This is a genomic window from Candidatus Cloacimonadota bacterium (assembly GCA_019429305.1).
GTDB lineage: Bacteria > Cloacimonadota > Cloacimonadia > Cloacimonadales > JAJBBL01 > JAHYIR01.
In genome coordinates this window covers 35,020-48,739 of record JAHYIR010000003.1, presented here as the reverse complement: position 1 = coordinate 48,739, position 13,720 = coordinate 35,020, and the positions used below count along the sequence as shown (strand labels likewise).

Below are 13,720 nucleotides of genomic sequence, written 5' to 3'. Positions count from 1 at the left end.
GGAAGGAGAGAAAAATGAAAAAATTTGCTCTTTTCATCCTGCTTTCATTAAGTTTAGGGTGTATTGAATTATGGAGCCAGCCCGTTGAACAGTACAGTTATAATACCGGTGGCTCTATTTTGTATATGGCGATTGATTTCCCATTATTATCAAGGGATGCTCGCCAAAATTATCAAATTGTTTATGGTCCCATCGGCTTGGGATATTCCTATTATGGTTATTTCCCGGGAGGACACACTTCTTATCCGCTCATAAAACAACCACAACCTGCAGGAATTCACAATGGTGGCGGAATATATGTTATTTATCAAGCAGCCCCTGCACAAGGCAGTGCTAAAAGAATCAGCTATGCATATCTACAAGATGGCTATATAGTTTCTGGTCCTTCTTTGATATATCTTGGCGGTGCAGGACCTGATGGGTTTCCTACCATAGATATGGATATGGAAACCGGAGATCCATTTGTTGTCTGGCATAGCCCTTATGCTAATATTGATCAGGAGAGAGTAATCTGTTTCTCTTTCGATCAATATGACCTGATCGGGATTCCTGGTTTATGGGAAAGTGCCTCTGTTGTCATTGATAATCCGGTTCTTGGTGAAGAATATATCTATCCTGTCGTCAAGATCGGTCCTTCACCCAATCCCGGAATGAAAAGAGTCTATGTTGTGGGCTTTAATAACCATGAGATAGGAAACCTAAACCCCAGTTATAACGCTTATCTCGCTTATGTAGATTTTTCTCATCCCAGTGACTTGTCAAACTACAGTGCAAATGATTGGACTCATTATGAAGTCCCCTACATGCGTGATTGGGCAATGCAGGGTATTAGGGCTTATAGTGATTTCACTGTCTCTGATTCGGGCAAGGTTATTATCACAGGTACTCTTTATGATTGGGGTACTTATAATGATCCTAATTGGGTTGAAGGTTACAGTGATAATGATGTCCTATTTGTACTGGTAAACACGAATTATGGTGAAGGAAGTTCAGAAGAAGATTGGGATTTGTATCTGCAGGAAGCTAACATACCTGTTGAAAATCCTGATGATTATTTCACTAATGATGTTGGTATTCCTTATGATAATTTGTATCTGGTTCCATTTGCTCCACGATTTAGTGCTGTTGTAACCGATATGGAAACTGTAGTTTTTAGCTGCATATACCGTCTATCAGCTGGACGAGGTGATGATTTCTTTCCTGATCAGGGATATGTGAAATTTCTCAACTTCTCATTCGACACAGGAGAATTCACAATATCAGATGTACATCCCCGTAGTGATAACCCCTCTGCTCAACCTTATCTGCCTTGGGATCCGGAAGGAGATGGAGAATGGGAATATGATAACGATGGTAACTTAATAATGACCTACTCATGGCCTGTCTGGACATCTAATGAGGAAGATTTTGAGACTGAGAATTATGTCCGTGTATCTCATAAGAATAGTGATTTTTTTGTGGTCTTTCAAGAGAGTATCTATAATGAAAATAACTCTGATATTTACATTATGCATACCAGAGATTACGGACAAACATGGTTACCTGATAACCAGCATATTTTAAGCACTTATCCTGAAAGCGATCATTATCAAGCGGAATTAGAGGGTATAATACCGGCATATCTTTACCCGACACAGCTAATAGAATTTCTCGACCCGGATACAGCTAGAATTCACTTTCTGTTTTTTGATTATCAGGATTATCAGAGTAATGATGAAGATAATTTAGCACATCCTGTACAAAACAGACTCTACTCTAATTATCCCAATCCTTTCAACCCAATAACTACTATCCGTTTCAATCTGCTCCAAACTGAAAAAGTTACTCTGTCAATCTATAATATCAAAGGGCAACTCGTCAACACACTGGTAGATGACATTATGACCATCGGTGAACATCAAGTATCCTGGGATGGAACAGATAGCAATAACAGAGTTGTTGGTAGTGGAGTCTATTTCTATATATTAACTACAGAAGATCATTCAGAAATAAGGAAGATGGTGTTGATCAAATAGCAACATCTTTATAAGCTCTGGAGGATACCTTCTGGAAAATCATACAAGTTTTATACGCTGCAATTTATTATCTCGTTAAGTACTTTGGCATAGGCAAGAAGATTCTCGTCCTCTCCATAAGGAGCGATAAGTTGCAGACCTAAAGGTAACCCTTTTCTGTTATTATCTGAAGGAATAGTGATTGATGGTAAACCGGCAAAAGTCCAGGGAAGACTCATTAACGGACTACCGGTTGAATTTAGTCCTAAGGGAGCAGATCGTGTAGCTGCTGGAGTTAACAAAAGGTCTATCCCTTTTTCTTCCATCTTTTCCGTAACCTCGTAGCGCATTATGAGTTGCTGTTCACGTATTGCTTTTACTTTTTCCGCTCTGATATGAAGTCCTTTCTTATATAGACTTTTAGAATGTTCTGAATAGAGTTTAAAATGCTCCCAAAAGATTTCATGATGTTGCACAGCAAATTCTGCAGCAAGTAATTCTTGATGCAGTTCGTTGATCAGTTCGATATTCTTAAAGAGTGTCGTAGCACGTATCTCAAATCCGGCTTTGGTAAAAAGTTTGAGAGTTCTATTAAATGATTGTAGAGTAGCCGGTTCTGCCTGATTGAGAAATTCAGAAGCGGGAATAGCGAGAAGTGGTTTTTTCTTAGCAGTAATTTTGTGCCAATTACTAATAACCGATCTGACCACTAACTTCATACTCTCAACATCCGCTGTAAAAAAGCCAAGATGATCTGCCGATTTAGCTAACGGAAAAACTCCGCACATGGATACTCTGCCATAACTCGGTTTGAATCCAACAACACCGCAATAGGCAGCAGGTCTGATAACAGATGCAATGGTTTGAGTACCAACCGTCAATGGAGATATGCCGGCAGCTACTGCTGCGGCAGAACCACTACTTGACCCTCCCGGTGTATGTTTGGGATTATGAGGATTAGTCGTTTCTCCCGGTTGAAAGTATGCAAACTCGGTACAAACTGTTTTACCTAAAATAATAGCTCCGGCACTTTTCAAAATAGTTACGATATCTGCCTCTTCTCCTTGAAAAACTTCCGGTGGTAGTTTTGACCCTGCTAAAGTTTGAAGACGATCTACATTTATTATATCTTTAACTCCAACTAAAACGCCAAAAAGAGGTGGTCTCTCATAGGGATCAGGATATCTCTCTAAAAGTGCTTTTGCTTCGAATAGCAGTCGAATATCCCTCTTTTCTTCTGGTATAAATGAGTGTATTATCGGCTCAATCTCTTCCATTCTTCTTAAGGTCTGTTCGATATAATCCGACAGAGGCAGTTTGCCACTTCTCAGATCATGGGCAAGATTCTTCAAAGATATCGGAGAATAGTACATCTTTAGATTACTCCTTCATTTTTCAATTCTTCAAGTTCTTCAGTAGTCAGTTCTAATAAACTGGTATATATTTCCTTGTTATGTTCACCTATTTCCGGAGCTTTAGGGCGAGTTTGACTTTCAGATATAGATTTCATCTTTATAGGATTACCGGCAATTTTTACTTTTCCGGCTATTTCATCTTCAACCTCTAATATCATGTTACGGGCATTGACCTGAGGATCTTGCATAACTTTGTTAATATCGTTAATAGGAGCACTTGGGATATGAGTTTGGGCAAATAAATCAAGCCACTCTTGAGCAGTTTTGGAAATAAATATCGGCTCCAGTATTGCATTGAGCTCTTTAAGATGCTCTGTTCTAAATTTATTGCTTTTAAACCGCTGATCTTCCAATAGTTCCGGCTTTTGGATTGCCTGACAGAATATACTCCAGAGAGAATCATTTCCGATAGCAAGAACAAAGTACTCATCTGATCCCTTATATGCCTGAAAGGGAGAAATTGTAGGATGACGATTACCTATCGGCTCAGGACTTTTACCTTCTGCCTGTAATCTCAACATAGCATTTTCCAGAATTGCTACCTGACAGTCCAGCATAGCAATATCTATCTTCTCTCCTAATCCGCTCTTCTCTCTTCCATAAAGTGCCGAAGTTACTCCGATAGCAGTAAAGAGTGAAGCAGTAATATCTCCTAAAGACATTCCTACTCTTGTGGGTGGTGTGTCTTTCCAGCCGGTAATACTCATGATGCCACCCATTGCCTGTACAAGAATATCATAAGCAGGGAGAGGTGAATATGGTCCTGTATGTCCGAATCCGGAAGAAGCTGCATAAATAAGTCGAGGATTGAGTTCTTTCAGTACTTCATAACCTAAACCGAGTTTTTCCATTGTCCTTGGTCGAAAGTTCTCTATGATCACATCAAAGTGAGGAATTAGATCTAATAAGATCTTATTCCCTCGGGGATGCTTCAGATTGAGAGAAATGCTCTTCTTGCCACGATTTATGCTGATGAAATAAAGACTTCTATGTTCATGAAAGGGACCAAAGGCACGCGAGTCGTCCCCTTTTCCGGGTATTTCGACCTTCACTATCTCAGCACCCAGATCGCTCAATACCATTGTGCAAAAAGGACCTGCCAAAACTCTAGTTAAGTCCAAAACACGAACATTCTCTAACGGTTTAGACATTATTTCTCCTTTTCTTTATCTAATAGGGTCAATGCTACTTTCTCGGCGGTGATTGGCATGCTCTTGATCCTGATCCCGAGTGCATCTTCCAGAGCATTAGCTATCATTGGAGCTGCCGGTAACATTGTATGTTCTCCAATTCCTCTAGCACCATAAGGTCCATCAGGTTGTGGAACTTCTATGATAATCGGGATGATCTCATCGGGAACATCCATAGAGGTTGGGATCTTATAATCGGAAAAGTTCGGATTCAGCATTTTCCCTCCCTTATCAAATCGCATATCTTCATAGAGAACCGTTGCCAGCCCTTGTAAGAGTCCACCTGTGATCTGCCCTTTAACAAGATCGGGATTTATTGCTTTACCGGCATCTATGGCTTCTGCTGCCTTGAGAACTCTCATTTTTCCCGTCTCTTTATCTATTTCCAGGATCAGAGCTCCAGCTCCTACTGTATAATGTACATTCGGATGCCCACCCTGGCTTGTTTCCGGATCTCCCTTTGTTGACGAGAATTCAGGCATAAAGACACCTCTGGCATTTATCGGACCCCCCTTAAAGGTTCCATCTTCGGTCATGATACCATTAATGACAAAATCTTTGAGTGGTAAATAAAAATCCTTCTTGGTGTGGCATTTTACCGCTTCATCCTCCAGATACAAAGAATCCTGAGAGAGATGATAAACCCTTTCTATAAGAGCAAAGATCTGGTCTCTGGCATCTATGGCTGCCTTTTTCACCGCATTACCACAACCCCAAGTTACATGGGATGCTACTGTTTGCCATTCGTAAGGATTACGGTCTGTATCGGGATTTTCTACTCTTATCTTGGAAGGTGGAACTCCCAATACTTCGGCAGCAATCTGAGCCATTACCGTCTGATAACCCTGTCCTATATCCATACCCGAGATGAGCAGATTGATACTTCCATCCTCATTGAACTTTAAAAATGCTGAAGAACTGGCATTAGGCGGCATAGCAGGTGCTTTCCAAAAAATAGCAAACCCCTTACCGATTGCTTTCTTGGGATCTTTGGACTCTCTATTTTTGTCCCATTCTATAGCTTTAGCTACTTCATCTATTGCCTGATGTAACCCGCTAGGATTCATTTCTGCTCCGTAAGCTGTAGTATCACCCTCTTTAATAGCATTTATTCTGCGGAAATCTACCGGGTCGATATTCAGTTTGTTGGCGATACGATTAACGTGAGATTCCAGACCAAAGATGAATTCCGAATAGCCAAAACCACGATAAGGACCTCCCGGCGGCAGGTTTGTATAAATACAGATCGAATCGATAGAAACATTGGGTATTCGATACGGTCCGATAGCGGAAAGCCCTACAGCATTAACGACATTGGCACCATACTCGACATATGCTCCGGCATCCCAATAGATCTTATGATCTATCGCTGTTATTGTTCCGTCTTTCTTGGCACCCATCTTGATCTTGGCTACTAGGCCGAGCCGCTGATAAGTATTCATGAACTCCTGTTCTCTTGACCAACGCAATTTTACTGCATAACCGGGTAACTTTGTAGCTATAGCAGCCGGTATTATTTCCATTGTTACCCCCGCTTTACCGCCAAAACCACCACCAACATGAGGAGCAATGACCCTGACATCTTTATGGGTTAATCCCAAAGAGGATAGAGCTTCGGCAAAGAGATTTCTCTGCGTATGTGGTGACTGGGAAGAACTCCAGACGGTTAATCTGCCCGAATAATCATATTTTGCTATTGCAACATGGGTTTCCAAAGCACAATGGGCATAACGGGGCACATAATAGGTATCTTCCAAAACTATATCCGCTTCAGCAAAAGCTTTCTCCATATCACCTTTACGGGTCTTACGCCAATGAGCTATATTAGTCTTTTCCTGGGGAAAGAACCAAGGTACATGAGGATATTTATCCAGGTCAGGATGCAGTAAAACAGCATCATCTTTCATAGCATCCAGTTGATTAAATACAGCAGGCAGCGGTTCGTATTCTATCTTGACCAGTTTGGCAGCTTTTCTGGCTGCTTGAGGAGTTCGTGCTACTACTGCTACAACTTGTTCCCCAACAAAACGGACCTTCTCCTGAGCAAGAACATAACGGTCTTTCATATAGAGCCCGAACTTAAAGGGAAAATCCTTACCGGTAAAGATATTCACCACATCCTTGACCTTTAATGCTTCTGAAGTATCTATCGATTTGATAAGAGCATGAGCTTCCGTGCTGCATATAATATGAGCATGCAGCAAATTAGCGCCAAAATCAATATCGTCTGTGAAGATAGCAGCTCCAGACACCTTCTCTTTGCCATCTATCCGGACTACAGGTTTGCCGATATATTTATAGTCGCTCATTTCACCTCCTTTCCTGTGACGTCTAAGATGGCATCAAAGATAGGTTTATAGCCGGTACAACGGCAGAGATTGCCCGAGAGCACTTCTTTGATCTCTTCCAGATCTGGTTTAGGGTTTTTGGTGAGGAGTTCGGTAACGGTGATAATTATCCCCGGTGCACAATATCCGCATTGAAAGGAATTGAAGGCGATAAATGCCTCCTGTAATGCATTGAGATTCTTTGCAGATATTCCTTCCAGTGTCATTATCTCCATTCCGGCAGTTTCAATAGCCAAGACAAGACAGCTACGAACACTTTTCCCATTCAGCAAAACCACACAGGCACCACAATCTCCCCTATCACAACCACATTTGGGACTTTTCAGACCCATCTTGTCGCGTAAGACCTCCAACAGAGTTTCAGAAGGTTCGACCTGAACAGATCGCTTTTCATTATTGAGTATAAAAGTAATCTCCTTCATCTTAACCTCCCAAGATCCTTACCGTATTGATAATCTCTCCGTTCATTCGCTGTTGACAAACAATCAGACCCCTTTCAAACATTACCCGACAGATATGTTCTCTATACTCACGTGTAGAACGGATATCGGTGATAGGACTGATTTCTTCGGCAACGAGTTCCTTTGCCTGTTTCAGTAGATCCTGATCGATCTCTTTCCCTTTGAGTAGTTCTTCGATCTTCTGGGCACGGATAGGAATGGGACCTACTGCAGTAAAGGCAATCCGGTATTCGAGATCTGCTCTGATCAAGATCCCTAATCCAGCTTGAGCTAAATCTTCACCACCATATCTTCCGAGTTTGATGTAACAACCGCTGTTCTTCTGAGATGGTAAAGGAACAGTAACTCCCACAACGAGCTCATCCGCTTTACGGGCAGTTTTTCGTGGTGCTATGAACCAGTCGTTGATCGGTATATCCCTTTTCCCTGTCTTGCTTACTGTATGAACTATTGCATCATAACATAAGAGAGCGGGAGCTGAATCCATACAGGGTACGGCTGAGCAGATATTACCGACTAAGGTTGCTCTGTTCCGTATCCCTACTGAGGCAACAGCTCTGGCAGATTCCCAAAGCAGTAGATAATTATCCTTAATAACTGAAGAGTCCAAAATATCAGTAAAAGTTGTTTTAGCGCCAATAAAAAGCTTATCTTTATCAATATCAAGTCCTCTCAATTCGGATACTCTCTTGATATCAATTACTGCCGATGGTGATTCCAGATCATCTTTGATATTGACGATCAGATCTGTTCCTCCTGCCAATAAGGCAGCTTGTTCACCTAATTGTTCCAGCAGTTTTACTGTTTCGTCTAAAGATGACGGACAATAGTATTCGAAATCGTTTGTTATGGACATTTTATTCCTCTTATAAGTTTGTTCTTCTATATCGGTATGCTACTCCGTCGCCCTGAGTAATTGACTACGTTAAACTCGGATGCAGCCACGAAGAAACATTTCCTTTTTTTTGTCATGTCGAGCGAAGTGAAGCGTAGTCGAGACATCTCATCACGGAGACTGGAAAAACAAGCATGATTTTGTGTAGTTTTAACTAAGTCAGGAATGAGATCTCTCCGTTTTGAAATAATCACTTCGTGATTTTTCTCCAGTCGAGATGACAAGTTCTAATCTCCAATATTTTGAATCAATCAGGGCTCTAAAGCAATAATACGGCACATAGAAGATTCCAGTTCAATACCTCTCAAGGGAAAGAGGCCGATCCATACTCGTTTATTACTTATTTTGTCAATATCACCACCAAGATTTTCAGCATGTACCAGCTTCTTGGGGAAGAGTTTGAGATGCATGACCTGATAATACTCTTCGGGTGGAAAGAATTCATCCCAACTCTTGCCATATTTTGCTTTTAGCTTCTTTTCCGCCTCTTTGAACGGTTTGGGATGCCAATCGCGAATGATCGTATTCATTGGATGATCTGCACTACCGCAATCTACCCCGATCCATTTGACCTGCATATCTAATGCCCATTCGTGAAAAGAAGGGTCTGGTCCCGGATGCTTAACAAAATACTTGATTTCGTCAGATTCGGGTTGGTCCCATCCATATTTGTGATAACCGGTATTGATGATCAGAATATCCCCTTTCTTGACCTCGATCTTGGACATCAGCAGATCAGGCGAATAGAGGTCATAATCACCAACAGAATCAGAAATATCAACAACTACACCGGGTCCTACCCACTCTTCGATAGGAACATCACCTACCGTCCTGCCATTAGCATAAAAATGGATCTCACCATCAATATGGGTTCCGACATGGTTACTGGTAGTGATGATCTGCCCATTGGCTCCCTGTCCCATATGTGCACCGGCAATTCGTTTGAAATATTGAATTCCCAACGGCATATAAGATGGCCATGGTGGTGTATGAACGCTTAATCTCTGGGTAAGATCATGCATTTTTACACTGTTCATAAATTGTAGTAATTCTTGTGTGTTCATAACTTTACTCCTTTGTTTATAATAATCTCTCTAACCTGTTAACAACTCAATATTTCTCTCAGAATAACAATTTACTGAAATTTTCATTGCCTGTCAATTATTCCAACACTTTAGCTAAACCTTTAATAGCATTAATAAACGGCTCTGTTGGTGCACTCAGCACCCCCGCTCCGACCTGTCCGATACCCGGTTGTTTATGAGCCACTCCGGTATCTAAAAACGGGGTCAAATTCTTTTCTATTACTTTTCGCACATCTATACCTAACGGTGTTCCGCGAAAGTCAAGAGCCGGTATTTGAAAATTTTCACTTTCCGTTGCTGTTATCTCATACATCAGATTCGTATATCTTTTGGCATCTGCTGCAGTGCCACCGACAAATTGAGCTATGGCAAAAGCAGCTGCAATAGCAAATCCACCCAATCCTGCAGTCTCTGTAATTGTGCTGTCCCCAATATCGGGATTGGCATCTTCCTTTGTATAGCCGGGGAAAAAGAGGGCATCAGGAATGAGGGCTTTGCCGGTAAACCATTTGTTCCCCGTACCGGCTAAACGAATACCAAAATCCGTACCATTACGAGCCATAGCTATTACTATACTGCTCGGAACTATATTAGAAGCGGCATCAAGCATGCATTTGGCAGCAGGCATTGAGAGGTTCAGGAAAAAGTGATCGTTACTATTGATAAATTCCAGTACCTTAGCAGAGTCAGTCACGTTTTCAGATGTTTTCAGAATAGCCGGTGCTAGTTGCCTGATCAATAGAGAAGTTCCGGCACGGTTACGATTATGTACTTCATCACCCATGTGTAAAGCTTGTGAGATAAGATTCTTTAGATCTATCTTGCCCAACGACCTGATCGCTTTATCTAATATCGGATATAGTACCTTTTCCATCCATTTCAGTTTCTCGATCACTTCCGATTGATAGGCACCGTAACGGAGAACCTTCCCCAGCCCTTCATTCTGAGTACAATAAGCTTCGTTACCATAAGTATCGTTTTTTATGATAAATACCGGCATCGAAGGTGAGATTATTCCCGCCATAGGTCCAACAGCATTATGCTCATGACAGGGTGCATATTCTATCTCCCCTGACTTAGCTAAATTCTCTGCCTCTTCCTTGGTAGCGGCTTTCCCCTCATAGATCAAAGCTCCGATGATAGCTCCCCTCATCGGTCCGCACATTCTATCCCATTGGATAGGGGGACCGGCATGAAGTATCATATTCTCCTGCATTCCGGGTATCACATTACGTGCTATATCGAGTCCTAAAAGAACCGGTTGCCCCTTTTGGATGATATCTAATGCCTTCTCATTAGCTTGATCGATCTCTTCCTGATGATGCGCTATTATCTGCATGATGGAAGAGTCTATTTCTAATGGTGGTGACCAATTAACCTGAATTGTCTCTACATTCTGCTCTTTCAGATCTTTGCCAAATTGCTCCAACCCCAGATTGATCACCTTAAGTTTTCCTTCCCGTAATTTCATAAGTTTTCCCTTTAACTGGTTATTTTTATATACTGAGTTACTAATCTGTTTTCATAACAACTTCTTCGTTCCTTTTAACCTTGTCCAAATACACAGACTGAAGTCTATGTTACGAATAATTGTTATCCTGAGTGTTCTGCTGACTATTTCTTGTTCCTCTTGCAGCAGAATGTATCAAAAGGTGACACTTTACTCTATATCATTCAAGATACGCTTTATAATCCCAACTGCCAGTTCAACTGCTTCTGCATTGGTTTGCCTTACAATTGCTCCGCTATCTTGTAAGGTTCTGATAATGTTCTGCCGATTCTGAGGGTCTTCATCTGTCCCTATCACCGAACATATTACAGGAAAACCGCTCTCCTGCTTGACCTCCTTGATTATTGGTGCTAACTCCTTTTCTGGATGAGGATGAGAACCATAACCGAGAACTACATCAAACAAAATTACTGCCGTTTCAGGATCATGACTCTCCTCTTTGAGTTTCTTGATTCTTAAGGAATAATCTATCATCGGATGTGGTCTTCCCACTGTAAACTCCTCTTCTCCGAGATCAATCATAGTGTGTTCCTTACTTTGCCAAACATCTGTCAATTTTGCATCAGGATGGAGTGGAGCATTACTAAAGGCATATCTACCCAATCTTTTATAAAAGATATTCTGCGCTTCATAGCATAAGGTCCCGCCACTATACAATCCTCGCAGATATTTTCTTGATCTGTTATCCGGTAATTTGATAGATGATAAAAGTACTGGTAATTCAACATCACTCTCTTTTATCTCCTCTCCGGTTAGTAACCGGCAAGCAACAACAGCTGTATCCGACAGAGTTTCCGTGACATATATATTGTCTAACTTAGGTATAGTAATTAACTTAAGATAATTTATAACTATCGGTTTCTCGGTAGTTTTGGCGAGTTTCCATATCTTATCTATCACCTCATCATCAGGCAGTTTGCTGATCAAGACGATTACTTCTGTCTGTGGATCGTTGATCAAGTATTGCAGGCAGTATTGCATCATCAAACCACTGATCTCTTTCTTGCCGTCACGACCACCTGTACCGAATGCCTGCGAAATACCCTGCCCCAGATTATGGATGATCGAACTCACTTCTTGCAAGCCAGTCCCGGCAGCAGATACTATCCCGATCTTGCCCAGTCTGATACTATTGGCAAAAGCCAAGGGTATATTATTGATTATTGCCGTACCACAGCCCGGACCCATCATCAACAGATCATGAGCAACCGCATACTCTTTCAGCTCCCTTTCATCTTCAATAGATACATTGTCAGAGAAGAGCAGAACATGTTTGCCATTCTCCAGAGCTTTTCTTGCCTCTCTGCCAGCATACCTTCCGGCTACAGAGATCAATACCAGATCTGCATCAGGCATTATTTTCAGAGCACTTTCCAGAGATCGGGGCTGATGATCTTCTTCTGCTGCTCTCTTCTCTCCGGGTAGCCCTTTCTTGATCCATGCTATTGCCTCTTTTAATAGATCGTTAGCTAACTCCTCAGTTTCTGCTTTAATAGCCAAACAAATATCCGAACCGGTTGCCTGATCAAACTCTTCCGTTAGCATTCCGACAGCTTTAAGAATCGACTTGTTCTCTTTTGTTGCCACTACCGCTAAGGCATCAGTCACACCCTCTTTCTCTTTGATCTTTTCCGAGATCTGCATCAATTTCACCGAATCGAGATAACGATTGTTGATCACTATACTAACTACTGCCATAAATTCACCTTAAATCTCTATTTCAAAACAGGTTAGGAATCCTGCCATCATATCATAACCGGAAGTCTCACCCTCCGATAAAATTGCTTCAAAATCAACCACAACATCTCCTGTACCCCTAATCAACTTGGTGAGGAACGATTTCCAGTAAGAATTACAATAGCCGTTCACTGCTTCAAAAAGAAAAGTATTTACCAACGGATTGCTTCCGAGAGCAAGTCTATAAATCTCCTGTTTCAAATCAGTTACGGCTCTGTCTCCTAAATACTCTCGGAAACTCAATCCAATCAGATAACCGATTAAAAAATCATCTCCCGATGGAGTTAGTCCGTAACCCCTTCCCTTAAAACCCTGTACAGCAAGAGGATAGTTACCATCTTTAAGTGCTCTGAAAGCTCGGTTCATCTGTTTCATAAACTCACTGTCATAAGAAGATCTTTCCGGTATTGGTACATTATCTTTGTTAAGAAGATAAGCCAGTGTATATTGCTTATCCTTAGCTAAATATTTTGCTTTTAGATCAGTTAGGTCTGATGATATGGAATTTGATCTGAGATACATCTGGGGTAAAAAAGGATCGTAAATATTCTCTTCTATATAATTAAAAATCTCATTCCCGTTAATGATGATCTTCCCCGGATAATGTTCTATTGCCTTGATCTTATGCAGCTCAAGATTTGGTATGACTAATCTCAAGACCCCTTCATAAGATTTAATGTTAGATAGACTAACTATCAGATCATTATAAAGAAAATTGATATTTCTATCGAATATGGAATGAATTTGTTTAAATTCACCACAAGGGATTCTTTTCCCAATAGATGAAATAGTTCCGGAAGAATGAAATACCTTACTCTGTTCAATCATATCAGAAAATTATTCATCTTGTTAAAAGTGTCAACTTTTTTCAGGAATAATGATTTCTTACCATTTATTACAATAAACTGAAAACCCTATTATCTTCTATCCGTTTTGTAAGATAGGCATTAGTCTGTTTATGGTCAATAATCATCAACATCGTGATTTACTATCCATTGTCATCCTAAGTTATACGCCACCCATTGTCATCCTGAGTGTTCTGCAATGGCTTCTTGCTTTATCCGGCAGAATGTATCGAAGGAGGG

Annotated in this window: 10 protein-coding genes; 1 reads left to right on the top strand and 9 read right to left on the bottom strand. The window is 41.0% G+C overall.

Annotated features, from left to right (window positions below; all coding sequences use genetic code 11):
- The first annotated feature begins 14 nt into the window (after positions 1–14).
- Positions 15–2,015 (top strand): T9SS type A sorting domain-containing protein, encoded by a 2,001-nt coding sequence (locus K0B81_02435; protein MBW6515457.1) that lies wholly within the window; start codon positions 15–17, stop codon positions 2,013–2,015.
- Positions 2,016–2,065: 50 nt separating this feature from the next.
- On the opposite strand, the gene K0B81_02430 is transcribed toward K0B81_02435, so the two are convergent.
- The 9 genes from K0B81_02430 to K0B81_02390 all read right to left on the bottom strand — a co-directional run bounded on the left by K0B81_02430 (position 2,066) and on the right by K0B81_02390 (position 13,463).
- A complete protein-coding gene (locus K0B81_02430) occupies positions 2,066–3,367 on the bottom strand; it encodes an amidase (protein MBW6515456.1) in 1,302 nt (433 codons plus the stop codon).
- 2 nt (positions 3,368–3,369) lie between these two features.
- On the bottom strand, positions 3,370–4,560 hold the full coding sequence (locus K0B81_02425; protein MBW6515455.1) for a CoA transferase: 1,191 nt from the start codon (positions 4,558–4,560) through the stop codon (positions 3,370–3,372).
- Entirely contained in the window at positions 4,560–6,908 is a 2,349-nt protein-coding gene (locus K0B81_02420; GenBank protein MBW6515454.1) for a xanthine dehydrogenase family protein molybdopterin-binding subunit, read from the bottom strand. Before K0B81_02420 ends, K0B81_02425 begins: the two co-directional genes overlap by 1 nt.
- Complete coding sequence (locus tag K0B81_02415; protein ID MBW6515453.1) at positions 6,905–7,369, bottom strand: (2Fe-2S)-binding protein; 465 nt, start codon at positions 7,367–7,369, stop codon at positions 6,905–6,907. The genes K0B81_02420 and K0B81_02415 overlap by 4 nt, the downstream gene beginning before the upstream one ends.
- A gap of 1 nt (position 7,370) precedes the next feature.
- Positions 7,371–8,264 carry a xanthine dehydrogenase family protein subunit M gene (locus K0B81_02410; protein ID MBW6515452.1) on the bottom strand — a complete coding sequence of 298 codons (894 nt, stop codon included), beginning with the start codon at positions 8,262–8,264 and terminating at the stop codon, positions 7,371–7,373.
- Between the two features lie 290 nt (positions 8,265–8,554).
- Positions 8,555–9,367 carry a cyclase family protein gene (locus K0B81_02405; protein MBW6515451.1) on the bottom strand — a complete coding sequence of 271 codons (813 nt, stop codon included), beginning with the start codon at positions 9,365–9,367 and terminating at the stop codon, positions 8,555–8,557.
- Positions 9,368–9,464: 97 nt separating this feature from the next.
- Complete coding sequence (locus K0B81_02400) at positions 9,465–10,859, bottom strand: DUF1116 domain-containing protein (protein MBW6515450.1); 1,395 nt, start codon at positions 10,857–10,859, stop codon at positions 9,465–9,467.
- A 189-nt stretch (positions 10,860–11,048) separates the two neighbouring features.
- Positions 11,049–12,596, bottom strand: coding sequence for an acyl-CoA synthetase FdrA (gene fdrA, locus K0B81_02395; protein MBW6515449.1), 1,548 nt, complete (start codon positions 12,594–12,596; stop codon positions 11,049–11,051).
- A gap of 9 nt (positions 12,597–12,605) precedes the next feature.
- On the bottom strand, positions 12,606–13,463 hold the full coding sequence (locus tag K0B81_02390; GenBank protein ID MBW6515448.1) for a DUF2877 domain-containing protein: 858 nt from the start codon (positions 13,461–13,463) through the stop codon (positions 12,606–12,608).
- Between the last annotated feature and the right edge of the window lie 257 nt (positions 13,464–13,720).